19 protein-coding genes and 4 tRNA genes are annotated in these 22,402 nt (G+C 63.8%); all 23 read right to left on the bottom strand.

Translation table 11 applies throughout. From position 1 onward, the window contains the following. Positions 1–8: 8 nt before the first annotated feature. Positions 9–839 carry a 50S ribosomal protein L2 gene (gene rplB, locus HOP52_RS16835; RefSeq protein WP_238978569.1) on the bottom strand — a complete coding sequence of 277 codons (831 nt, stop codon included), beginning with the start codon at positions 837–839 and terminating at the stop codon, positions 9–11. 17 nt (positions 840–856) lie between these two features. Next, complete coding sequence (gene rplW, locus HOP52_RS16830; RefSeq protein ID WP_238978568.1) at positions 857–1,153, bottom strand: 50S ribosomal protein L23; 297 nt, start codon at positions 1,151–1,153, stop codon at positions 857–859. After that, positions 1,150–1,755: a 50S ribosomal protein L4 gene (rplD, locus tag HOP52_RS16825; protein ID WP_238978567.1), complete on the bottom strand. Its 606-nt coding sequence runs from the start codon at positions 1,753–1,755 to the stop codon at positions 1,150–1,152. The genes rplW and rplD overlap by 4 nt, the downstream gene beginning before the upstream one ends. Before the next feature lie 13 nt (positions 1,756–1,768). After that, entirely contained in the window at positions 1,769–2,407 is a 639-nt protein-coding gene (gene rplC / locus HOP52_RS16820; RefSeq protein WP_238978566.1) for a 50S ribosomal protein L3, read from the bottom strand. 149 nt (positions 2,408–2,556) lie between these two features. Next, the gene (rpsJ, locus tag HOP52_RS16815) at positions 2,557–2,868 is read right to left on the bottom strand and encodes a 30S ribosomal protein S10 (RefSeq protein WP_021819602.1); all 312 of its coding nucleotides are present in this window, start codon (positions 2,866–2,868) and stop codon (positions 2,557–2,559) included. A gap of 162 nt (positions 2,869–3,030) precedes the next feature. Beyond that, on the bottom strand, positions 3,031–4,224 hold the full coding sequence (gene tuf / locus HOP52_RS16810) for an elongation factor Tu (protein ID WP_238978565.1): 1,194 nt from the start codon (positions 4,222–4,224) through the stop codon (positions 3,031–3,033). 37 nt (positions 4,225–4,261) lie between these two features. After that, entirely contained in the window at positions 4,262–6,382 is a 2,121-nt protein-coding gene (gene fusA, locus HOP52_RS16805; protein ID WP_238978564.1) for an elongation factor G, read from the bottom strand. 30 nt (positions 6,383–6,412) lie between these two features. Beyond that, positions 6,413–6,883 (bottom strand): 30S ribosomal protein S7, encoded by a 471-nt coding sequence (gene rpsG / locus HOP52_RS16800; RefSeq protein ID WP_238978563.1) that lies wholly within the window; start codon positions 6,881–6,883, stop codon positions 6,413–6,415. A gap of 131 nt (positions 6,884–7,014) precedes the next feature. Next, positions 7,015–7,389 carry a 30S ribosomal protein S12 gene (gene rpsL, locus HOP52_RS16795; RefSeq protein WP_010626462.1) on the bottom strand — a complete coding sequence of 125 codons (375 nt, stop codon included), beginning with the start codon at positions 7,387–7,389 and terminating at the stop codon, positions 7,015–7,017. A gap of 145 nt (positions 7,390–7,534) precedes the next feature. Next, positions 7,535–11,755: a DNA-directed RNA polymerase subunit beta' gene (gene rpoC, locus HOP52_RS16790; RefSeq protein ID WP_238978562.1), complete on the bottom strand. Its 4,221-nt coding sequence runs from the start codon at positions 11,753–11,755 to the stop codon at positions 7,535–7,537. Positions 11,756–11,766: 11 nt separating this feature from the next. Next, a complete protein-coding gene (gene rpoB / locus HOP52_RS16785; RefSeq protein ID WP_238978561.1) occupies positions 11,767–15,843 on the bottom strand; it encodes a DNA-directed RNA polymerase subunit beta in 4,077 nt (1,358 codons plus the stop codon). Positions 15,844–16,075: 232 nt separating this feature from the next. After that, positions 16,076–16,447, bottom strand: coding sequence for a 50S ribosomal protein L7/L12 (rplL, locus tag HOP52_RS16780; RefSeq protein ID WP_238978560.1), 372 nt, complete (start codon positions 16,445–16,447; stop codon positions 16,076–16,078). 89 nt (positions 16,448–16,536) lie between these two features. Next, a complete protein-coding gene (rplJ, locus tag HOP52_RS16775) occupies positions 16,537–17,040 on the bottom strand; it encodes a 50S ribosomal protein L10 (RefSeq protein ID WP_238978629.1) in 504 nt (167 codons plus the stop codon). A 279-nt stretch (positions 17,041–17,319) separates the two neighbouring features. Then, positions 17,320–18,012: a 50S ribosomal protein L1 gene (gene rplA, locus HOP52_RS16770; protein ID WP_238978559.1), complete on the bottom strand. Its 693-nt coding sequence runs from the start codon at positions 18,010–18,012 to the stop codon at positions 17,320–17,322. A gap of 2 nt (positions 18,013–18,014) precedes the next feature. After that, positions 18,015–18,446 (bottom strand): 50S ribosomal protein L11, encoded by a 432-nt coding sequence (gene rplK, locus HOP52_RS16765; protein WP_043514686.1) that lies wholly within the window; start codon positions 18,444–18,446, stop codon positions 18,015–18,017. A 237-nt stretch (positions 18,447–18,683) separates the two neighbouring features. Then, positions 18,684–19,217: a transcription termination/antitermination protein NusG gene (nusG, locus tag HOP52_RS16760; protein ID WP_238978558.1), complete on the bottom strand. Its 534-nt coding sequence runs from the start codon at positions 19,215–19,217 to the stop codon at positions 18,684–18,686. Between the two features lie 8 nt (positions 19,218–19,225). Further along, positions 19,226–19,594: a preprotein translocase subunit SecE gene (gene secE, locus HOP52_RS16755; RefSeq protein ID WP_238978557.1), complete on the bottom strand. Its 369-nt coding sequence runs from the start codon at positions 19,592–19,594 to the stop codon at positions 19,226–19,228. A 103-nt stretch (positions 19,595–19,697) separates the two neighbouring features. Then, a tRNA-Trp gene (locus HOP52_RS16750) sits at positions 19,698–19,773 on the bottom strand. 144 nt (positions 19,774–19,917) lie between these two features. Further along, a tRNA-Thr gene (locus HOP52_RS16745) sits at positions 19,918–19,992 on the bottom strand. A gap of 11 nt (positions 19,993–20,003) precedes the next feature. Continuing rightward, a tRNA-Gly gene (locus HOP52_RS16740) sits at positions 20,004–20,077 on the bottom strand. A 49-nt stretch (positions 20,078–20,126) separates the two neighbouring features. Then, positions 20,127–20,210: transfer RNA gene (locus HOP52_RS16735), tRNA-Tyr, on the bottom strand. 117 nt (positions 20,211–20,327) lie between these two features. After that, positions 20,328–21,167, bottom strand: coding sequence for a type III pantothenate kinase (locus HOP52_RS16730; protein WP_238978556.1), 840 nt, complete (start codon positions 21,165–21,167; stop codon positions 20,328–20,330). After that, positions 21,164–22,147 carry a biotin--[acetyl-CoA-carboxylase] ligase gene (locus HOP52_RS16725; RefSeq protein WP_238978555.1) on the bottom strand — a complete coding sequence of 328 codons (984 nt, stop codon included), beginning with the start codon at positions 22,145–22,147 and terminating at the stop codon, positions 21,164–21,166. Before HOP52_RS16725 ends, HOP52_RS16730 begins: the two co-directional genes overlap by 4 nt. Positions 22,148–22,402: the final 255 nt, after the last annotated feature.

Here is a 22,402-nt window from a genome sequence, read left to right as displayed (position 1 = left end):
GTATGGTCTCAGCCCCGGGCCTTGCGGCGACGGATGATGAGCTTGTCGGTGCGCTTGTTCTTGCGCGTCTTGTGGCCCTTGGTGGGAACGCCCCACGGGGAAACCGGGTGACGACCACCGCTGGTGCGGCCTTCGCCGCCGCCGTGCGGGTGATCCACCGGGTTCATGGCCACGCCGCGAACGGTCGGACGCACGCCTCTCCAGCGCTTCGCACCGGCCTTGCCAAGCTGACGCAGGCTGTGCTCGGAGTTGCTCACTTCCCCCAGGGTCGCGCGGCATTCGGCCAGCACCTTGCGCATCTCGCCGGAGCGCAGACGCAGGGTGGCGTAGTTGCCTTCACGGGCGACCAGCTGGGCGCTGGTGCCGGCGCTGCGGGCGATCTGGGCGCCCTTGCCGGGCTTCAGTTCGATGCAGTGCACGGTGGAACCCAGCGGGATGTTACGCAGCGGCAGGGTGTTGCCCTTCTTGATCGCTGCGTTGACGCCGGACTCGAGGCGGTCACCGGCCTTCACGCCCTTGGGCGCGATGACATAGCGACGCTCGCCGTCCAGGTACTTGAGCAGCGCGATATGGGCGCTGCGGTTGGGATCGTACTCCAGGCGCTCGACGACGGCGGGAACGCCATCCTTGGTGCGCTTGAAGTCGATGACCCGGTAGTGCTGACGGTGACCACCGCCCACGTGGCGGGTGGTGATGCGACCGTTGTTGTTACGTCCGCCGGAGCGCGACTGCTTCTCGAGCAGGGGCGCGTAGGGCTTACCCTTATGCAGATCTTCGCTGACGACCTTGACCAGGTGGCGACGACCGGCGGATGTGGGTTTAGTCTTGACGATTGCCATGATCCGTACTCCTGCCCTTATTCGGCGCCAGTGAAGTCTTCGAGCGTCTCACCAGCGGCCAGGGTCACGTAGGCCTTGCGGTAGCCCTGGCGGCGGCCCAGACCCTGCGCGGTGCGCTTGGTCTTGCCCTTCATGTTCAGCACCTGGACGCGATCGACCTTCTTACCGAACAGCGCCTGCACGGCCTGCTTGATCTCGGGCTTGGTCGCGTCGCTGGCCACCTTGAACACATACTGGTTGCGCTCGGCGGCGAAAGCGGCCTTCTCGGTCACGTGCGGACCAAGCAGAACCTTGAATACGCGCTCCTGGTTCATGCCAGCTTCTCCTCGAATTTACGCAGGGCGGAGACGGTGACCAGCACCTTGTCGAAGGCGATCAGGCTCACCGGGTCGGCGGCGGCCACGTCCACCACATCCACGTTGGGGATGTTGCGGGCGGCCAGGTAGAGCTTCTCGTCGACCTCCTCGGTGACGATCAGCGCCTTCTCCAGGCCCAGCTCCTCGAGCTTCGCCACCAGCTGCTTGGTCTTGGGCGCATCGACGGTGATCTCGTCGATGGCCACCAGGCGCTCCTGACGCACCAGCTCCGACAGGATGGCGCGCATGGCTGCGCGGTACATCTTGCGGTTGACCTTCTGGGAGTGATCCTGCGGGCGAGCCGCGAAGGTCACGCCACCGCTGCGCCACAGGGGCGAGCGGATGGTACCGGCGCGAGCGCGACCGGTGCCCTTCTGGCGCCACGGCTTCTTGCCGCCGCCGCGCACGTCGGAACGGTTCTTCTGGGCGCGGGTGCCCTGACGAGCACCGGCCAGGTAGGCGGTGACGACCTGGTGAACCAGCGCCTCGTTGAATTCTTTGCCAAAGGTGGCGTCGGACACTTCGACGGTACCCGCGCCTGCAGCAAGATTCAGATTCATCGGTTTATCCCCTTCAGCCAGCTTTGACGGCGCTGCGCACGATGACGTCGCTGCCGGTGGCACCGGGCACGGCACCCTTGATCAGCAGCAGGTTGCGTTCGGCATCGACCCGCACGACTTCCAGGCTCTGCACGGTGCAGCGGACATTGCCCATCTGACCGGCCATTTTCTTGCCCTTGAAGACGCGACCCGGGGTCTGACACATGCCGATGGAACCCGGCGCGCGGTGCGACAGGGAGTTACCGTGGCTGTTGTCCTGGGTGCGGAAGTTCCAGCGCTTGACGGCGCCCTGGAAACCCTTGCCCTTGGAGGTGCCGGCCACATCAACCATCTGACCAGCTTCGAAGAGGGATACGGTGAGTTCGCCGCCCACTTCCGGAGCCTCCGCGCCATCTTCCAGGCGGAACTCCATCAGCGAACGACCGGCCTCGACACCCGCCTTGGCGAACTGACCCGCCTGGGCTTTGGTGAGGTGCTTGGCCTTGCGGGAGCCGGTTGTCACCTGAATCGCCGCGTAGCCGTCGGACTCGACGGTCTTGACGCGCGTTACGCGATTGGGATCAACCTCGATCACGGTCACGGGCACGGATGCGCCATCTTCGGTGAAGACACGGGTCATCCCGGCCTTCTTACCGACTAAACCGATAGTCATTCTCAGTCTCCTATAGTGTACGGGGCTATCACCCGCTATGGCTGCCCTTTCCAGAGCATTCCACTAGCACGTTGTATGACGCCATCCCGGCGTGGCGGCTGCTGCTCGAACGTTGACGACGAGCGCTGGGCCGCGGGTGTCTAGTGTTATCAGTCGAGCTTGATCTGCACGTCCACGCCGGCGGCGAGGTCGAGCTTCATCAGGGCATCAACGGTCTTTTCGGTCGGCTCGACGATATCGAGCACACGCTTGTGAGTGCGGATCTCGTACTGGTCGCGCGCGTCCTTGTTGACGTGCGGCGAGATCAGCACGGTGTAGCGCTCACGGTTGGTCGGCAGCGGAATCGGACCGCGCACCTGAGCACCGGTACGCTTGGCGGTCTCAACGATCTCCGCGGCGGACTGGTCGATCAGGCGATGGTCGAAGGCCTTCAACCGAATGCGAATCTTCTGGTTCTGCATTTGCCCTAAACTCCAATGGATGTCGACGGCGCGAGCCGTCTACCCACGCATTTAAAGGATGCGCATTATAGGTGCGCCGGCGGCGAGTGTCAAACACTCGCCGCGCTGCGCAGAAAGGGGGCCCCTTGCGGAGCCCCCTTCGATCAGTCAGCAGCCTTAAGCTTACTGAACGATCTTGGCCACGACGCCGGCGCCGACGGTACGGCCGCCTTCGCGGATGGCGAAACGCAGACCTTCGTCCATGGCGATCGGAGCGATCAGGGTGACAACCATCTTGACGTTGTCGCCCGGCATGACCATCTCGACGCCTTCCGGCAGCTCACAGGTACCGGTCACGTCGGTGGTACGGAAGTAGAACTGCGGACGGTAGCCCTTGAAGAACGGCGTGTGACGACCACCCTCTTCCTTGGACAGCACGTAGACTTCGGCTTCGAAGACGGTGTGCGGGGTGATGGTGCCCGGCTTGGCCAGCACCTGACCACGCTCGACTTCGTCACGCTTGGTACCGCGCAGCAGGGCGCCGACGTTCTCACCGGCACGACCTTCGTCGAGCAGCTTGCGGAACATCTCGACACCGGTGACGACGGTCTTGGTGGTGTCCTTGATACCGACGATCTCGATCTCTTCGCCGGCCTTGACGATACCGCGCTCGATACGACCGGTCACCACGGTGCCGCGGCCAGAGATGGAGAAGACGTCCTCGATCGGCATCAGGAACGGCTGATCGATGGCACGCTCCGGCTCCGGGATGTAGTCGTCCAGGGCCTTGATCAGGTTGGCAACGGCGGTGGTACCCATGCCGTTGTCGTCCTTGCCTTCCAGGGCCATCAGGGCGGAACCGGTGATGATCGGAGTGTCGTCGCCCGGGAAGTCGTACTCGCTCAGGAGTTCACGCACTTCCATCTCGACCAGCTCGAGCAGCTCCTCGTCGTCGACCATGTCCGCCTTGTTCAGGAACACGACGATGTACGGCACGCCGACCTGACGCGACAGCAGGATGTGCTCGCGGGTCTGCGGCATGGGGCCGTCGGCGGCGGAACAGACCAGGATGGCGCCGTCCATCTGGGCCGCACCGGTGATCATGTTCTTGACGTAGTCGGCGTGCCCCGGGCAGTCGACGTGCGCGTAGTGGCGCTGCTCGGACTGGTATTCAACGTGAGAGGTGGCGATGGTGATACCGCGCTCACGCTCTTCCGGGGCGTTGTCGATGGTGTCGAACTCGCGCCAGTCGCCGCCGAAGACCTCGGCGGAAACACGCGTCAGGGCCGCAGTCAGAGTGGTCTTGCCGTGGTCGACGTGACCGATGGTGCCGACGTTGACGTGCGGTTTGGAACGTTCAAATTTTTCCTTAGCCACTTCGATAACCTCTTTACGTTAGCTAACGGTTAACCGATTAACCTTTCTGGTTGATGACGGCTTCAACGACGCTGGAGGGCGCCTCGTCGTACTTCGCGAACTCCATGGAGTAGCTCGCACGGCCCTGGGTCTGAGAGCGCAGATCGGTGGCGTAACCGAACATCTCACCCAGCGGCACCATTGCGCGGATGACCTTACCGGAAGAAGAGTCATCCATGCCCTGCACCAGACCGCGACGACGGTTCAGGTCGCCCATGACGTCACCCATGAAGTCCTCGGGGGTCACGACCTCGACCTTCATCATCGGCTCCAGCAGCACGGCCTTGGCCTTCCTGGCACCTTCCTTGATTGCCATGGAAGAAGCGACCTTGAACGCGTTCTCATTCGAGTCCACGTCATGGTAGGAACCATCGTACAGCGTAACTTTGACGTCGATCATCGGGTAGCCCGCGATGACACCGTTCTGCAGCTGCTCGTAGGCCCCTTTCTCGACGGCGCCCACGTACTCCTTGGGCACCACGCCGCCAACAATCTCGGAGGCGAACTTGAAGTGCATCTCCTCGTCTTCGCCCTTGTCCGCGTCGGTGAGCGGCTCGATGCGCAGCCAAACGTGGCCATACTGGCCGCGACCGCCGGACTGGCGCACGAACTTGCCTTCCTGCTCGACCTTGCCGCGAATGGTTTCGCGATAGGCGACCTGGGGCTTACCGATATTGGCTTCCACCTTGAACTCGCGACGCATGCGGTCGACGATGATGTCCAGGTGCAGCTCGCCCATGCCAGAGATGATGGTCTGGCCGGTCTCTTCGTCGGTCTTGACCTGGAAGGAGGGATCCTCCTGGGCCAGCTTGCCCAGTGCCACGCCCATCTTCTCCTGGTCGGCCTTGGACTTCGGCTCCACGGCCACGGAGATCACCGGGTCCGGAAACTCCATGCGCTCGAGGATGATCTTGCTCTCGAGGTCGCACAGGGTGTCGCCGGTGGTGACGTCCTTGAGGCCGATGCAGGCGGCGATATCGCCGGCGCGCACTTCCTTGATCTCCTCGCGGGAGTTGGCGTGCATCTGGACGATACGGCCGACGCGCTCCTTCTTGCTCTTTACGGAGTTGAAGACGCTGTCGCCCGAGTTCAATACGCCCGAATAGACGCGAATGAAGGTCAGGGTGCCGACGAAGGGGTCGGTGGCGATCTTGAACGCCAGGGCAGCGAAGGGCGCGCTATCGTCCGCTTCGCGGGTAGCGACAGTGCCGTCCTTGTCGTCCAGCTCACCCTCGATGGCCTTGACCTCGGTGGGCGACGGCAGATATTCGACCACGGCGTCGAGCACCGCCTGCACGCCCTTGTTCTTGAACGCCGAGCCGCAGGTGACCAGCACGATCTCGTTAGCCAGGGTACGCGCGCGCAGTCCGGCCTTGATCTCTTCCTTGGTCAGCTCACCGCCTTCCAGGTACTTGTCCATCAGCTCTTCGGAGGCCTCGGCGGCCGCCTCGATCATCTCCTCGCGATACTTCGCGGCGGTCTCCTGGAGCTCGGCCGGGATGTCGACCAAGTCGTAGGTCGCCCCCAGATCGGCTTCGTTCCACAGGATCGCCTTCATCTCGAGCAGGTCGATAACGCCCTTGAAGTCTTCCTCGGTGCCCCAGTTGATCTGGATCGGCACGGCATTGGCGCCCAGGCGCTCCTTGAGCTGATCGACGACCATGAAGTAGTCGGCGCCGGTGCGGTCCATCTTGTTGACGAACACCATGCGCGGCACTTCGTACTTGTTGGCCTGACGCCACACGGTCTCGGTCTGGGGCTGAACGCCGGAGGAGCCGCACAGCACCACCACGGCACCGTCGAGTACGCGCAGGGAGCGCTCCACCTCGATGGTGAAGTCGACGTGCCCCGGGGTATCGATGATGTTGATGCGGTGCTCATCGAACTGGTGGTTCATGCCCTTCCAGAAGGTGGTCACGGCAGCGGAGGTAATGGTGATACCCCGCTCCTGCTCCTGCTCCATCCAGTCAGTGGTGGAGGCACCCTCGTGGGTCTCGCCCAGCTTGTGGTTGATACCGGTGTAGAACAGCACGCGCTCGGTCGTGGTGGTCTTGCCGGCATCGACGTGGGCGACGATCCCGATATTACGATAGCGGTTGAGTGGAGTCTTGCGAGCCACGGTGGAACTCCCCGTTGGTTGGCGATGCGCTTAGAAGCGGTAGTGTGAGAAGGCCTTGTTGGCCTCTGCCATGCGATGCACGTCTTCACGCTTCTTGACAGCAGAGCCCTTGCCTTCTGAGGCATCGAGCATTTCACCAGCGAGACGCTGCACCATGGTCTTCTCGCCACGCTTGCGGGCGGCATCGACCAGCCAGCGCATGGCCAGGGCCTGGCGGCGTGAGGGGCGAACTTCCACGGGCACCTGATAGGTCGCACCGCCGACCCGGCGGGACTTGACCTCGACCATGGGCTGGATGGCTTCCAGCGCCTTGTCGAAGATCTCCAGCGGCTCTTCCTTGCTACGCTCGGCAACCGTGTCCAGCGCACCGTAGACGATACGCTCAGCTGTGGACTTCTTGCCGCTGACCATCAGGTGGTTCATGAACTTCGCCAGACGCTCACTTCCGAACTTGGGATCCGGCAGGATCTCACGCTTGGCTACAACTCTTCTTCTAGGCATGACAAGCCCTCTGTGAAGGGTCTTTCAGGCAAACCCGGCACTCACGTCATTTCGACACGCACGCTGCGCTGACGCCGTCCGGCCTTACTCTTATCAGACCGAAATAAATTCTGGGTACGTACCGAGGTCGATCAGGACTTCGGACGCTTGGTACCGTACTTGGAACGGCCCTGCTTACGGTTCTGGACGCCGGAGGTATCCAGGGCGCCACGCACAGTGTGATAACGCACACCCGGCAAGTCCTTGACACGACCGCCGCGGATCAGCACGACAGAGTGCTCCTGAAGGTTGTGGCCTTCACCGCCGATGTAGGAAGAGACCTCGAAGCCGTTGGTCAGGCGCACGCGGCAGACCTTACGCAGGGCCGAGTTCGGCTTCTTCGGGGTGGTAGTGTAGACGCGGGTGCAGACGCCGCGCTTCTGCGGGCAGGCCTGCAGCGCCGGCACGTCGCTCTTGGCGGCGGGGCGCTTGCGCGGCTTGCGCACGAGCTGATTGATCGTTGCCATATTGGTAGCTGAACTCCAGTGGTTGCCTTGCCTTCCAGCGGGCGCGGGCGTACCCACCCCACTGTTAAAGGCTGCGCATTCTAATGTCTCACGTGGGCCGGCGTCAAGCAGGGGCACGCGGCCCCCACCTGACGCGACACGTGATCTACAGGTCGTCGTCGTCCGAGTCCAGCGCGGTCAGCTGGGCGCCCAGCTCCTGCTCGACGTCGAAGGCCGACGGGTGAAGCAGTCGCTCACTGTCTTCGCGCTTGCGGCGACGCTCCTGGTGATGGGCCAGACCGGTCCCGGCCGGGATCAGGCGACCCACCACCACGTTCTCCTTCAGGCCGCGCAGGTAGTCGCGCTTGCCGGTCACCGCCGCCTCGGTCAGCACCCGCGTGGTCTCCTGGAAGGAGGCCGCGGAGATGAACGACTCGGTGGCCAGGCTAGCCTTGGTGATACCCAGCAGCACGCGCTGGTAGCGGGCCGGGAACTTCTCGTCCTTCTCCAGGCGAGCATTCTGCTCGAGCACGCGAACCAGCTCGACCTGATCACCGGGAATGAAGTCGGAGTCGCCGGCATCGGTGACTTCCACCTTGCGCAGCATCTGACGCACGATAACTTCGATGTGCTTATCGTTGATGCCCACGCCCTGGAGGCGGTAGACCTCCTGGATCTCGGCGGTGATGTACTTGGCCAGCTCCGCCACGCCCAGCAGCCGCAGGATATCGTGGGGGTTGCTCGGCCCGTCGGAGATCACCTCGCCCTTCTCGACCGTCTCGCCCTCGAACACCGCGATCTGGCGCCACTTGGGGATCAGCATCTCGAACGGATCGCTGCCGTCGGTCGGTGTGATCGCCAGGCGGCGCTTGCCCTTGGTCTCCTTGCCGAAGCTGATCACGCCGCTGATCTCGGCGAGGATCGCCGGCTCCTTCGGCTTGCGCGCCTCGAACAGGTCGGCCACGCGGGGCAGACCACCGGTGATGTCCTTGTTGCCGGAGGCCTCTACCGGGATCCGCGCAACGATCTCGCCGACGCCGATCTGGGTACCGTTGTCCACCGAGACGATGGCCTTGCCGGGCAGCAGGTACTGCACCGGGGTGTTGGACCCCGATACGCAGACCGGCTCGCCGGCCGCATCGGTGAGCATGACCATCGGGCGCTTGTCGCGGCCGGCCTGGGGGCGCGCCGCGGACTCGATCACCTCGATGGAGGAGAGGCCGGTCATCTCGTCCACGCTGCGGTGGATGGTGACGCCTTCGTCCATATCGGTGTACTGCACCTGACCCTCGACCTCGGCGATGATCGGGTGGGTGTGCGGGTCCCACTTGGCCACCGCCTGGCCGGCATCCACGGCATCACCGTCCTTGACGGACAGCTCGGCGCCGTAGGGCAGCTTGTAGTACTCGCGCTCGCGGCCGTGGTCGTCGGCGACAGCCAGGGCGCTGGAGCGGGAGACCACCACCAGCTTGCCGTCGGCCCGCTCGACGAACTTCATGTTGTGCAAGCGCACGCGGCCGCCGTGCTTGACCTGGACGCTGTCCACCGCCGAGGCCCGCGAGGCGGCGCCACCGATGTGGAAGGTCCGCATGGTCAGCTGGGTGCCCGGCTCGCCGATCGACTGGGCCGCGATGACGCCCACGGCCTCGCCGATGTTGACCTGGTGACCGCGGGCCAGATCGCGACCATAGCAGGTCGCGCAGACGCCGTGGCCGGATTCGCAGGTGATGGCGCTGCGCACCACGATCTCGTCGACGCCCATGGTATCGAGCCGCTCGCACCAGGCCTCGTCGAGCAGGGTACCCTTCTCGATCAGCACTTCCTGGGTTGCCGGGTCGACCACATCCTGGGCCACCACGCGCCCCAGCACCCGCTGGGCCAGGGAGACGATGATGTCGCCGCCTTCGATGACCGGGTGCAGGGTCAGGCCACGCTCGGTGCCGCAGTCGGTCTCGGTGATCACCATGTCCTGGGCCACGTCCACCAGGCGTCGGGTCAGGTAGCCGGAGTTGGCGGTCTTGAGCGCCGTATCCGCGAGGCCCTTCCGCGCACCGTGGGTCGAGATGAAGTACTGCAGGACGTTCAGGCCTTCACGGAAGTTGGCGACGATCGGCGTCTCGATGATCGAGCCGTCCGGCTTGGCCATCAGGCCGCGCATGCCCGCCAGCTGGCGGATCTGGGCGGCACTACCCCGGGCGCCGGAGTCGGCCATGATGAAGACGCTGTTGAAGGAGTCCTGCTCGACCTCGTTGCCGTCGCGGTCGACCACGGTCTCCTTCTCGATGCCGCGCATCATCGCCTTGGCCACCTTGTCGTTGGCCTTGGACCAGATGTCGATCACCTTGTTGTACTTCTCGCCGGCGGTGACGAGGCCCGAGGAGAACTGGTCCTCGATCTCCTTCACCTCGGCCTCGGCGGCATCGACGATCTCGGCCTTGGCATCGGGGATGACGAAGTCGTTGACGCCGATGGAGGCCCCGGACCAGGTGGCCAGGCGGAAGCCGGTGTACATCAGCTGGTCGGCGAAGATCACCGTCGGCTTGAGGCCGGCGCGGCGATACACCTCGTTGAGCAGCTTGGAGATCGCCTTCTTCTTCATCGGCTGGTCGACCAGCTCGAAGGGCACCCCGTCGGGCAGGATGCGGAACAGCAGCGCACGCCCCACGGTGGTGTCGTAGAGGTTGCGCTCCACGCTCTGCTCGCCGCTCTCCTCGTCGATCACCAGCTCGGTCAGGCGCACCTTGACCCGGGCGTGCAGGTCGACGTGCTGAGTGCCGAAGGCGCGCTCCACCTCGTTGAGGCCTGAGAACACCATGCCCTCGCCCTTGGCATTGATGCGCTCACGGGTCATGTAGTAAAGACCCAGCACCACGTCCTGGGAGGGCACGATGATCGGCTCGCCGTTGGCCGGTGACAGCACGTTGTTAGTGGCCATCATCAGCGCCCGAGCTTCGAGCTGGGCTTCCAGGGTCAGCGGCACGTGGACCGCCATCTGGTCGCCGTCGAAGTCGGCGTTGTAGGCGGCACACACCAGCGGGTGCAGCTGGATCGCCTTGCCTTCGATCAGCAGCGGCTCGAAGGCCTGGATGCCCAGGCGGTGCAGGGTCGGGGCGCGGTTGAGCAGCACCGGGTGCTCGCGGATGACATCGGCGAGGATATCCCACACCTCGGGCAGCTCCCGCTCGACCATCTTCTTGGCCGCCTTGATCGTCGAGGCGTAGCCCAGCGACTGCAGCTTGGAGTAGATGAACGGCTTGAACAGCTCCAGCGCCATCTTCTTGGGCAAGCCACACTGGTGCAGGCGCAGGGTCGGGCCCACGGTAATCACCGAGCGGCCCGAGTAGTCGACCCGCTTGCCCAGCAGGTTCTGACGGAAGCGCCCCTGCTTGCCCTTGATCATGTCGGCCAGCGACTTCAGCGGACGCTTGTTGGATCCGGTGATGGCGCGACCGCGGCGGCCGTTGTCGAGCAGCGCATCGACGGCCTCCTGCAGCATGCGCTTCTCGTTGCGCACGATGATGTCCGGCGCATTGAGGTCGAGCAGACGCTTGAGGCGGTTGTTGCGGTTGATCACCCGGCGATACAGGTCGTTGAGATCCGAGGTCGCGAAGCGGCCACCGTCCAGCGGCACCAGCGGACGCAGGTCCGGCGGCAGCACCGGCAGCACCTCCATGACCATCCACGCCGGATCGTTGCCGGAGTTGTAGAAGGCCTCGAGAAGCTTGAGTCGCTTGGAGAGCTTCTTGATCTTGGTCTCGGAGTTGGTCTGCGGAATCTCTTCACGCAGGCGATCGATCTCCTCGCCCAGGTCGATGTCCTTGAGCAGCGCCTGGACCGCCTCGGCGCCCATGCGGGCATCGAAGTCGTCGCCGAACTCCTCGAGGGCCTCGAAGTACTGCTCGTCGTTGAGCAGCTGACCACGCTCGAGCGTGGTCATGCCCGGATCGATGACCACGAAGCTCTCGAAGTAGAGCACCCGCTCGATGTCGCGCAGGGTCATGTCCAGGAACATGCCGATCCGCGACGGCAGCGACTTGAGGAACCAGATGTGCGCCACCGGGCTGGCCAGCTCGATATGACCCATGCGCTCGCGGCGCACCGCGGCCTTGGTCACCTCGACGCCGCACTTCTCGCAGATGATGCCGCGGTGCTTCATGCGCTTGTACTTGCCGCACAGGCACTCGTAGTCCTTCACCGGGCCGAAGATCTTGGCGCAGAACAGCCCGTCCCGCTCCGGCTTGAAGGTGCGGTAGTTGATGGTCTCGGGCTTCTTCACCTCGCCGTAGGACCAGGAGCGGATCATGTCTGGCGAGGCCAGGGTGATCTTGATCGCGTCGAACTCTTCGGTCTGCGACTGCGATTTGAGGACTTTCACCAAATCTTTCATGGAGTCGGCTCCTAGCTCTCTAACTCGATATCGATGCCCAGCGAACGGATTTCCTTCACCAGCACGTTGAAGGATTCCGGCATGCCGGCGTGCATGGTGTGGTCACCGTCGACGATGCTCTTGTACATCTTGGTACGCCCCTCCACATCGTCGGACTTCACCGTGAGCATCTCCTGGAGGGTGTAGGCGGCACCGTAGGCTTCCAGGGCCCAGACCTCCATCTCGCCGAAGCGCTGCCCGCCGAACTGCGCCTTGCCGCCCAGCGGCTGCTGGGTGACCAGCGAATAGGAGCCGGTGGAGCGGGCGTGCATCTTGTCGTCGACCAGGTGGTTGAGCTTGAGCATGTACATGTAGCCCACCGTGACCTGACGGTCGAAGGCGTCGCCGGTACGGCCGTCGTAGAGGGTCATCTGGCCGGAGTCGGGCAGGTCGGCCAGGCGCAGCAGGTGCTTGATCTCCCGCTCGTCGGCGCCGTCGAAGACCGGCGAGGCCATGGGCACGCCTCCCTGGAGGTTCTTGGCCAGGGCGATGACTTCGTCATCGGTCAGGGTGCTCAAGTCCTCCACCCGCGTCCCCGGGGTGTTGTAGACCTGACCGAGGAAGTCGCGCAGCTGGGCGACCTGCTGCTCGCGGGCCTCGCGCAGCATCGACTGGATCTTCATCCCCAGCCCATGGGCGGCCAGGCCCAGGTGAGTCTCGAGGATCTGACCGACGTTCATGCGCGACGGTACGCCCAGCGGGTTCAGCACCACGTCCACCGGCTCGCCGTTGTCGTCAAAGGGCATGTCCTCGATCGGCATGATCGCCGAGATGACGCCCTTGTTGCCGTGACGGCCGGCCATCTTGTCGCCCGGCTGGATGCGCCGCTTGACCGCCATGTAGACCTTGACGATCTTGAGCACGCCCGGCGCCAGGTCGTCGCCCTGGGTCAGCTTGCGCTTCTTGTCCTCGAAGCGCTCCTCCATCTCCTTGCGGCGGTTCTCCAGCTGCTCGTCGGCCTGGGCCAGCAGCTCGTTGAAGGCCTCGTCCTGCAGGCGCAGCTTGAACCACTGCTGGCGCGGCAACTCCTCGAGATAGCTCTCGGAGAGCACATCGTCCTTCTTGAGCTTGGGCCCGCCGTTGACCGGCTGGCCGGCAAGGGTGCGCTTGAGGCGCTCGAAGGTGGCGTCCTCGGCGATGCGGTAGGTCTCCTGGAGATCCTTGCGCACCTCGTCGAGCTGCATCTGCTCGATGGACAGCGCCCGGGAGTCCTTCTCCACGCCGTCGCGGGTGAACACCTGAACGTCGATGACCGTCCCCTTCATGCCGGTGGGGGCACGCAGGGAGGTATCCTTCACGTCGGAGGCCTTCTCGCCGAAGATCGCCCGCAGCAGCTTCTCTTCCGGCGTCAGCTGGGTCTCGCCCTTGGGCGTGACCTTGCCGACCAGGATGTCGCCCGGCCCCACTTCGGCGCCGATATAGACCACGCCCGCCTCATCCAGCTTGGCCAGCGCCGACTCACCCACGTTGGGGATATCGGAGGTGATCTCCTCCGGCCCCAGCTTGGTGTCGCGGGACACACAGGTGAGTTCCTGGATGTGGATGGTGGTGAAACGGTCTTCTTGCACCACCCGCTCGGAAAGCAGGATGGAGTCCTCGAAGTTGTAGCCGTTCCAGGGCATGAAGGCGATGCGCATGTTCTGGCCCAGGGCCAGGTCGCCCATGTCGACGGACGGACCGTCGGCCAGGATGTCGCCGCGCGCCACGGTATCGCCAGGGCGCACGATGGGACGCTGGTTCATGCAAGTGTTCTGGTTGGAGCGCACGTACTTGGTGAGGTTGTAGATGTCGACGCCAGCCTCGCCGCCGATGATCTCGTCCTCGTTGATACGCACCACGATACGCTTGGCATCCACCGAGTCGATCACCCCGCCACGCCGCGCCACGGCGCAGACGCCGGAGTCACGGGCCACGAAGCGCTCCATGCCGGTGCCGACCAGCGGCTTGTCGGCGCGCAGGGTGGGCACCGCCTGGCGCTGCATGTTGGCCCCCATCAGGGCGCGGTTGGCGTCATCGTGTTCGAGGAAGGGGATCAGCGCCGCGGCCACGGAGACCACCTGGCGCGGCGAGACGTCCATCAGGGTCACCTGCTCGGGACGCATGAAGGTGGTCTCACCCTTGTGGCGGACCTGCACCAGGTCGTCGACCAGGCGGCCAGTCTCATCGACACCCGCCGAGGCCTGGGCGATGACGAAGTCACCTTCCTCGATGGCGGAGAGGTGCACGACATCGTCGGTCACCTGGGCGTTTACCACCTTGCGGTACGGCGTCTCGAGGAAACCATAGCTGTTGGTGTGGCTGTAGGTGGCCAGCGAGTTGATCAGGCCGATGTTGGGGCCTTCCGGGGTCTCGATCGGGCACAGGCGACCGTAGTGGGTAGCATGTACGTCGCGCACCTCGAAGCCGGCCCGCTCGCGGGTCAGGCCGCCCGGGCCAAGCGCGGAGACGCGGCGCTTGTGGGTGACCTCGGAGAGCGGGTTGTTCTGATCCATGAACTGGGAGAGCTGGCTGGAACCGAAGAACTCCTTGACCGCCGCGGCGACAGGCTTGGCGTTGATCAGGTCCTGGGGCATCAGGCCCTCGCTCTCGGCCATGGAGAGACGCTCCTTGACCGCGCGCTCGACGCGCACCAGGCCGACCCGGAACTGGTTCTCGGCCATCTCGCCCACGCAGCGGATGCGGCGGTTGCCCAGGTGATCGATATCGTCGACTTCGCCGAAGCCGTTACGGATATGGATCAGCTCCTTGAGCACATCGAGGATATCGCGATTGTCGAGCACGCCCGAGCCGGTGTCCGCATCGCGGCGCAGGCGACGGTTGAACTTCATGCGACCGACGCCGGACAGGTCGTAGCGGTCCTCGGTGAAGAACAGGTTGTGGAACAGCGTCTCGGCGGCCTCCTTGGTGGGCGGCTCGCCGGGGCGCATCATGCGGTAGATCTCGACCAGCGCCTCGAGCTGGGAACCGGTGGTGTCCAGCTTGAGGGTGTCGGAGATGAAGGGGCCGCAGTCGAGATCGTTGGTATAGAGGGTCTCGAGGCTGGTCGTCCCGGCCTGAGCGAGCTTCTCGAGCAGCTCGGGGGTAATCTCGGTGTTGCAGGGGCAGAGCAGCTCGCCGGTATTGGGGTCGACCTGATCCTTGGCCAGCGTCTTGCCGTAGAGATACTCCATCGGCACCTCGAGGCGCTCGAGGCCGGCCTTCTCCAGCTGACGGATATGCTTCTGGGTAATTCGCCGCCCCTCTTCGACGATCAGGTTGCCTTCGCCGTCCTTGATATCGAAGGTAGCGGTCTCGCCGCGCAGGCGCGAGGGGACCAGCTCCACGGAGAAGCCGGAACGCTCGATATGGAAGGTGCTGGTCTCGAAGAACTCGTCGAGGATCTCCTCGGCGGTCATGCCCAGCGCGCGCAGCAGCACCGTAGCCGGCAGCTTGCGGCGGCGGTCGATGCGGACGAAGACACTGTCCTTGGGATCGAACTCGAAGTCGAGCCAGGAGCCGCGGTAAGGAATCACGCGGGCAGAATAGAGCAGCTTGCCGGAGGAGTGGCTCTTGCCCTTGTCGTGGTCGAAGAACACCCCCGGGCTGCGGTGCAGCTGGGAGACGATGACCCGCTCGGTGCCGTTGACCACGAAGGTGCCGTTCTCGGTCATCAGGGGGATCTCCCCCATGTAGACTTCCTGCTCCTTGATATCCTTGATGGCCTTGTTCGAGGAGTCGCGATCGTAGATGATCAGACGGACCTTGACCCGCAGCGGCGCCGAATAGGTCACACCGCGCAGCTGGCACTCCTTGACGTCGAAGGCCGGGGTGCCGAAACGGTAGCTGACGTACTCGAGGGCGGCGTTGCCGGAAAAGCTCTCGATCGGGAACACAGACTTGAAGGCCGCGTGCAGGCCGATCTCAAGACGCTCCTCGGCCGAACGGTCCTGCTGGAGGAAGTCGTAGTAGGAATCAAGCTGGATCGCCAGCAGGTAGGGCACATCCATCACTTGGGGCAGTTTGCCGAAATCCTTGCGGATGCGTTTTTTCTCAGTGTATGAGTAAGCCATCTGTATTCCCCAGCTTGTTCACCATGGGTGACCGATGCGTGGTCGGCGCCACCCGACAGGCTCGGCCCTGTCAGGCGCTGACGGCAAGCTCCCAGAGGGTAGCTCGCCGTCGGGATTCTTCTAGCGACACTGCGTAAGCACGACGCTAGTGCAACAGAAAAAGGCCGGCAGCGGGAGGGCCCGCCACCAGCCGTGGAAGCTTACGCAGCGCGTGAAGCCATGGGCACAAGGATTACTTGAGCTCCACGCTCGCGCCGGCTTCTTCCAGCTTCGCCTTGGCCGCTTCGGCGTCTTCCTTGGACATCGCTTCCTTGATGGTCGCCGGTGCGCCGTCGACGGCGCCCTTGGCTTCCTTCAGGCCCAGGCCGGTCAGCTCGCGGACGGCCTTGATGACGTTGACCTTCTTCTCGCCGGCGGAGGTCAGCACCAGGTCGAACTCGGTCTGCTCTTCGACAGCGGCTTCGCCACCGGCAGCCGGACCGGCCACGACGGCAGCCGCAGCAGAGACGCCGAACTTCTCTTCCATCGCTTCGATCAGCTCGACGACTTCCATCACGGACATGTCGGCGACGGCGTTGATGATGTCTTCTTTGGTCAGTGCCATTTTCGTATTCCTACCTTTGCGGGAGCCTCGGTGTGCCGAGCGCTCGTCTATTCAGTGTTCGATTCAGGCTGCAGAAATGAGTTCGCCGATCAGGCGGCCGCTTCCTGCTTCTGGTCGCGCAGGGCCGCGAGGGTGCGGACCAGCTTGCCGGCGGACGCTTCCTTCATGACGGACATCAGCTTGGCGATGGCCTCGTCATAGGTCGGCAGGGTCGCCAGACGGTCGATATCGCTTGCCGCAATCAGCTCGCCTTCGTAGGCCAGCGCCTTGACTTCGAAGCTCTTCTCTTCCTTGGCGAAGTCCTTGAACAGGCGGGCAGCAGCGCCCGGATGCTCAAAGGAAAACGCCAGCAGAGTCGGGCCAACGAAGCTCTCGTTGAGGCACTCCCACTGAGTGCCCGACAGGGCGCGGCGTGCCAGGGTGTTGCGAACAACACGCAGCTGGACGCCATTCTCGCGGGCCTGCTTGCGCAGGTCGGTCATCTTGCTGACCGTGACGCCACGAGAATCGGCAACGACGACGGAGAGCGCCTCTTTGGCGACTTCACTGACCTCGGCAACGATCGCTTTCTTGCCTTCGAGTGCTAGTGGCACAGTGATCACTCCTTCGTGCCGGCCCCTCGCCTGAGGGACCGATGGTTACCATCTCTCCCGACGCCACCCCAGAGGGCGAGACCGGGAGTCCAGGGTGATGGTGCTCACCAGCGGCGACTGGCGGACACACCATCTGCGCAGGCAACCCGAACGGGAAGATTAAGCCGCCTTTCGCGAGAGAGGCGGCGCCTGCGGTCTTTGACGGTGCCCCGCCGAGACTGAATGCATCAGCGCACGGGGACCGCAAAGTTCTTGCAACCGGCAATCAGACCGCGCGCATCAGACCAGCGCGGAATGATCGATGGTCACGCCCGGCCCCATGGTGCTGGACAGGGTGACCTTCTTGAAATAGACGCCCTTGGAGGTGCTCGGCTTGAGCCGCTTGAGGTCGGCGACCAGCGCCTCCAGGTTGCCCTGAATGGCGGCAGCGTCGAAATCGACCTTGCCAAGGGTGGTATGAATGATGCCGTTCTTGTCGGTACGGAAGCGCACCTGGCCGGCCTTGGCGTTCTTGACCGCCGTGGCCACGTCCGGGGTTACGGTGCCGACTTTGGGGTTCGGCATCAGGCCGCGCGGACCGAGGATCTGACCCAGCTGGCCGACGACGCGCATGGCGTCCGGCGAGGCGATCACCACGTCGAAGTCGAGCTGGCCCTTCTTGACCTGCTCGGCCAGGTCGTCCATGCCGACGATATCGGCACCGGCTTCCTTGGCGGCATCGGCGTTGGCACCCTGGGTAAAGACAGCGACGCGCACGTCCTTGCCGGTCCCGTTGGGCATGACGGTAGCGCCACGCACCACCTGGTCGGATTTACGCGGATCGACGCCCAGATTGATGGCGACGTCCAGGGATTCCTTGAATTTGACGGTGGACAGCTCATTGAGCAGGGCCACGGCCTCTTCCAGGGAGTACGCTTTGGCCGGATCGACCTTCTCGCGAATCAGCTGCGCGCGCTTGGATAGCTTGGCCATGATCAGAGACCCTCCACGTTCAGGCCCATGCTGCGGGCGCTACCGGCAATGGTACGCACCGCGGCGTCGAGATCGGCAGCCGTCAGATCCGGCTCCTTGGTCTTGGCGATCTCTTCGAGCTGCTCGCGGGTCACGGTACCGACCTTCTTCTTGTTCGGCTCACCGGAGCCGGACTTGATGCCTGCGGCCTTCTTCAGCAGGACTGCCGCGGGCGGCGTCTTGGTGATGAAGGTGAAGCTGCGATCGGAATAAACGGTAATCACCACGGGAGTGGGCAGACCCGGCTCGATTTCCTGGGTCGCGGCGTTGAACGCCTTGCAGAACTCCATGATGTTAACGCCGTGCTGACCCAGCGCGGGGCCGACGGGCGGACTCGGATTGGCCTTACCCGCTGCGACCTGCAGCTTGATGTAAGCCTGTACTTTCTTGGCCATGGTAAACTCCAGTTGGGTAGTAGCGCCTCGGAAAGCACTGCACAAATGCCTGCGCGGGTGAATCGCTGCGTTGCGCGCTGCTCGACGTCCTCACCTAGTACCGCCCAGGCTCCGGCGTCTGCGCTGCGGGCGTCTTGCGCTTCATCCTGCTCGCCAATTTGTTCAGCACTCCCCTTGCGGCTCCCCGGGTTAAGCGGCCGCCTCAGCGACCGACCAGCGAACAACAGCTCGAGAAGATTACTCCTTCTCGACCTGTGCAAATTCCAGCTCGACAGGGGTCGCGCGACCGAAGATCAGCACGCTGACCTGCAGTCGGCTCTTGTCGTAGTTGACCTCTTCGACCACACCATTGAAGTCGGCAAAGGGACCGTCGATGACACGCACCGACTGACCCGGCTCGAACAGGGTCTTGGGGCGCGGCTTGTCGGTACCGTCCTTGACGCGACGCAGGATGGCATCGGCTTCCTTCTGGGTAATGGGCGCCGGCTTCTCCTTGGTCCCCCCGATGAACCCCATCACGCGGGGCGTCTCGTTGACCAGGTGCCAGGTGGCGTCATCCATCTCCATCTCGACCAGCACGTAGCCGGGATAGAACTTGCGCTCGCTCTTGCGGCGCTTGCCATCGCGCATCTCGACGACTTCCTCGGTCGGCACCAGGATTTCGCCGAAACGATCCTCCATGCCATACATCTTCACGCGCTCGATGAGCGAGCGCATGACATGCTTTTCGAAGCCGGAGTAGGCGTGAACGACGTACCAACGCTTGGACATGAAAGCTCCTAACCGATAACGCCGGACATCGCCCAGCTCAAGAGAGTGTCGATCAGCCACAGCATCAGCCCCACCACCAGAACCGCCACCAGCACGATGGCGGTGGTCTGCACGGTCTCGGGGCGGGTTGGCCAGACCACACGCTGGATCTCTTTCTTGGCACTCTTGGCCAGCTCGGCCAACTCACGCCCTTTGACGGTGGTCAGGGCAATCACGCCGGCCAGCGCACTGAGCGCGACCACGCCTAGCACGCGATAGAGGATCGCCACATCGGCAAAATAGGTGTTGCCGACCACGGCAAGCACCAACAGAGTGACGACAACCGCCCACTTGAGCCCGTCGTGGCGCGACTCCTGCACCTCGGCGTTATGTTTCATGAAAACGAGACTCCTCAGGGTGCGGCAAGCGAATCGTGTATCTGAAAGGCATGTAATTGGCGCATCGCGCCTTGCGTGCACCGTGCGCCAACCTGGGGAAGGTTGGCAGGCCAGGAGGGAATCGAACCCCCAACCTGCGGTTTTGGAGACCGCTGCTCTGCCAATTGAGCTACTGGCCTGTATCTGATGCACGCCACCACCCTTTGCAGGCAGCGGGGACAACAGCGGGCGCCATGATAGCGAAGCCTGACTCGCCTGGCAACCCCTTCGGGCACAATGTGCCGCGAAGAAGAAAGGCGAGCCGAAGCTCGCCTTTCTTGTACTGGAGCTCATGGACGGATTTGAACCGTCGACCTCACCCTTACCAAGGGTGTGCTCTACCCCTGAGCTACATGAGCCAAACTCTGCCTGGAGCGGGTAGCGGGAATCGAACCCGCATCATCAGCTTGGAAGGCTGAGGTTCTACCATTGAACTATACCCGCCTACCCACTCTGGCTGCCGAATCGCCAAAGCCGATCACGGCAAAAAACTTGGTGGAGGGGGAAGGATTCGAACCTTCGAAGCTTTCGCGGCAGATTTACAGTCTGCTCCCTTTGGCCACTCGGGAACCCCTCCAACTGGCGGCCTATTCTACCGCCTCCGAAAACCGTGTCAAGCGCTTATTTATCAGCTACTTGCTTTTCTGCGCATCTCCCAGGAGATGCCTTCGGCTCCGGAACGCGCTGCATTGTGTCAAAGCAGCATGGAGAATGCAAGGCCGGCGCGGATTTTTTCCAGCCCTGCCGGCGGCGGCACGCGAGGCGCCCCTGACATACGCCCGGCCCGTTCGGCGGCGGTCAGAGGAAAGCAGGCCTCGAGTCCCGCATAGACCATATCCGGCCAGATGGCATGGGGTGACTGAACCCCCCGCGCCACGACACGCGCATCGCCCCCCGTCAGCAGCATCGGCAAGGCAACACCCTCCCGATCGCAGACCTCCGCATAGATGCGATTGATCGCACTGACCGCCGCCAGGAAGATCCCGTGATTGACCGCTTCGACGGTGCGCTGGCCGGGCAACAGCATCTCTTCGGCCTCGCTGTCGGGGTCGATGGCCACGTTGCGGGTGCCGAGCTTCAGGCTCTCCTTCATCAGCCGCAGGCCTGGAATGATATAGCCGCCCAGATGCCGCCCCCCGGGTAGCACGAAGTCAACGGTGATGGCGCTGCCGCAATCCACCGCACAGCAGCCCCCCGCTAGCTGGTAGCCGGCCAGCACGCCCATCCAGCGGTCCACGCCCAGCCGATGTGGCTCCGCATAACCGTTAATGACTCCCAGGGCCTCGGGGGTCGAGCCGGCCACATGCACCGTACGCACGCGATCCTGCAGCAACGATACTGTCTGCCCCAGCACCGCGGCTCTTGCCACGCTGGAAATGCGCACCGCCTCGACCACATCCAGATCCGGAATATCGGAGCCCGGCTTCCACTCCTCACGGGTCCAAACGGCGCCCCGAGAGCGAATCTCGCTACTGTCGGCATCCTTGAGCCGCCACTTGGACAGCGTATTGCCGATATCCAGATCCAAGATCATGAACGACCACGCACGCTGATTTCGCCACCCGATAGCCGCTCACGCTCTCCACCCCGCCGGACCCAAAGGTTGCCCGCCTCATCCACAGACTCGGCCACGGCCTCGAGACGCTGGTCGCCTCTGAGGATGTCGATAGCGCAGCCGGCAAAGGCATGCCGGGCATTCCACTCTGCCTGCCAGGCGGCAAAGCCCCGCTGTTCATAGCTCGCCATCAACGGCAGCAGCTCCTCCAGCAGCTCTACAGCCAGCGTATTGCGCGAGAGGCCCGGCGCCTGGTCATGCACTGCGGCCACCGGCTGCTCGATACGCTCACGAAAGGCCGCCGGCAGACTGACATTGATCCCCATCCCGACCACCGCCTCACAGGGACCCGCCGTATCGCCACTGATCTCGACCAGGATGCCCGCAAGCTTGGCGACACGCCCGCCCTCATCCTCCAGCAGCACATCGTTGGGCCACTTGAGCCTGGGGGCGACCCCATGGCGCTCCAGTACGCGGGCCAGCGCCACGCCCACCGCCAGGCTCAGCCCCTCCAGGGACGCGATACCGGAGTCGAATCGCCAGCCGAGCGAGAGCATCAGCGCGCCCCCCCAGGGGGTCGACCAGTTGCGGCCGCGACGCCCCCGTCCCTCGCTCTGCTGCTCGACCAGACAGACCTCGGCGTGTCCGGCCCCCTGATCGAAGCGCTGGCGAATGAACTGGTTGCTCGACGGGAGCGTCTCCTCGATGAACAGCCGCGTCAGGTGCTGCCGGCCAGTGCGGGAAAGGCCAGCCACGATAGCGCTGCCGTCCAGCAGCTCCATCGGCGCCGGGAGGCGATAGCCCTGCCCCTTGACCGCCTCCAGGGGAATGTCCAGCGCCTCGAGTTTCTTAAGCTGCTTCCATACCGCCGTTCGGGATACTCCCAGGCGCTCGCCCAGCTGCTCGCCGGAGTGAAACTCACCGTCGCTCAACAAGCGGATCAGATCACCGATGGTCATGCCCTATGCCCCAAGCGGGAAAAAACCCATTCTAGCGGAACTGATGCAGGCCCGGAAACGCACCGGCCGGAAAAAGAAAAACCCCGAGTTCATTAGAACTCGGGGTTTTTCGGTATAAGTGCCTGACGATGATTGCGCCGGGCTCCGGGACTCTCCATGGGAAGCCCCCAAACGACGAAACCCCGACCAATGGCCGGGGTTTTGTCGAAATAAGTGCCTGACGATGACCTACTCTCGCATGGGGAAGCCCCACAC

Source organism: Billgrantia campisalis, from assembly GCF_022341425.1.
In the GTDB taxonomy this organism is placed as follows: domain Bacteria; phylum Pseudomonadota; class Gammaproteobacteria; order Pseudomonadales; family Halomonadaceae; genus Halomonas; species Halomonas campisalis.
Note: the sequence above shows the minus strand (reverse complement) of the source record. Positions and strands in the feature narration are given on the sequence as shown.

Coding starts and splice junctions, on each gene's coding strand:
- rplB (WP_238978569.1), bottom strand. CDS start 839: ATGGCAATCGTCAAGACTAAACCCACATCCGCCGGTCGTCGCCACCTG.
- rplW (WP_238978568.1), bottom strand. CDS start 1,153: ATGAACCAGGAGCGCGTATTCAAGGTTCTGCTTGGTCCGCACGTGACC.
- rplD (WP_238978567.1), bottom strand. CDS start 1,755: ATGAATCTGAATCTTGCTGCAGGCGCGGGTACCGTCGAAGTGTCCGAC.
- rplC (WP_238978566.1), bottom strand. CDS start 2,407: ATGACTATCGGTTTAGTCGGTAAGAAGGCCGGGATGACCCGTGTCTTC.
- rpsJ (WP_021819602.1), bottom strand. CDS start 2,868: ATGCAGAACCAGAAGATTCGCATTCGGTTGAAGGCCTTCGACCATCGC.
- rpsG (WP_238978563.1), bottom strand. CDS start 6,883: ATGCCTAGAAGAAGAGTTGTAGCCAAGCGTGAGATCCTGCCGGATCCC.
- rpsL (WP_010626462.1), bottom strand. CDS start 7,389: ATGGCAACGATCAATCAGCTCGTGCGCAAGCCGCGCAAGCGCCCCGCC.
- rpoC (WP_238978562.1), bottom strand. CDS start 11,755: ATGAAAGATTTGGTGAAAGTCCTCAAATCGCAGTCGCAGACCGAAGAG.
- rpoB (WP_238978561.1), bottom strand. CDS start 15,843: ATGGCTTACTCATACACTGAGAAAAAACGCATCCGCAAGGATTTCGGC.
- rplL (WP_238978560.1), bottom strand. CDS start 16,447: ATGGCACTGACCAAAGAAGACATCATCAACGCCGTCGCCGACATGTCC.
- rplA (WP_238978559.1), bottom strand. CDS start 18,012: ATGGCCAAGCTATCCAAGCGCGCGCAGCTGATTCGCGAGAAGGTCGAT.
- rplK (WP_043514686.1), bottom strand. CDS start 18,446: ATGGCCAAGAAAGTACAGGCTTACATCAAGCTGCAGGTCGCAGCGGGT.
- nusG (WP_238978558.1), bottom strand. CDS start 19,217: ATGTCCAAGCGTTGGTACGTCGTTCACGCCTACTCCGGCTTCGAAAAG.
- secE (WP_238978557.1), bottom strand. CDS start 19,594: ATGAAACATAACGCCGAGGTGCAGGAGTCGCGCCACGACGGGCTCAAG.
- HOP52_RS16730 (WP_238978556.1), bottom strand. CDS start 21,167: ATGATCTTGGATCTGGATATCGGCAATACGCTGTCCAAGTGGCGGCTC.
- HOP52_RS16725 (WP_238978555.1), bottom strand. CDS start 22,147: ATGACCATCGGTGATCTGATCCGCTTGTTGAGCGACGGTGAGTTTCAC.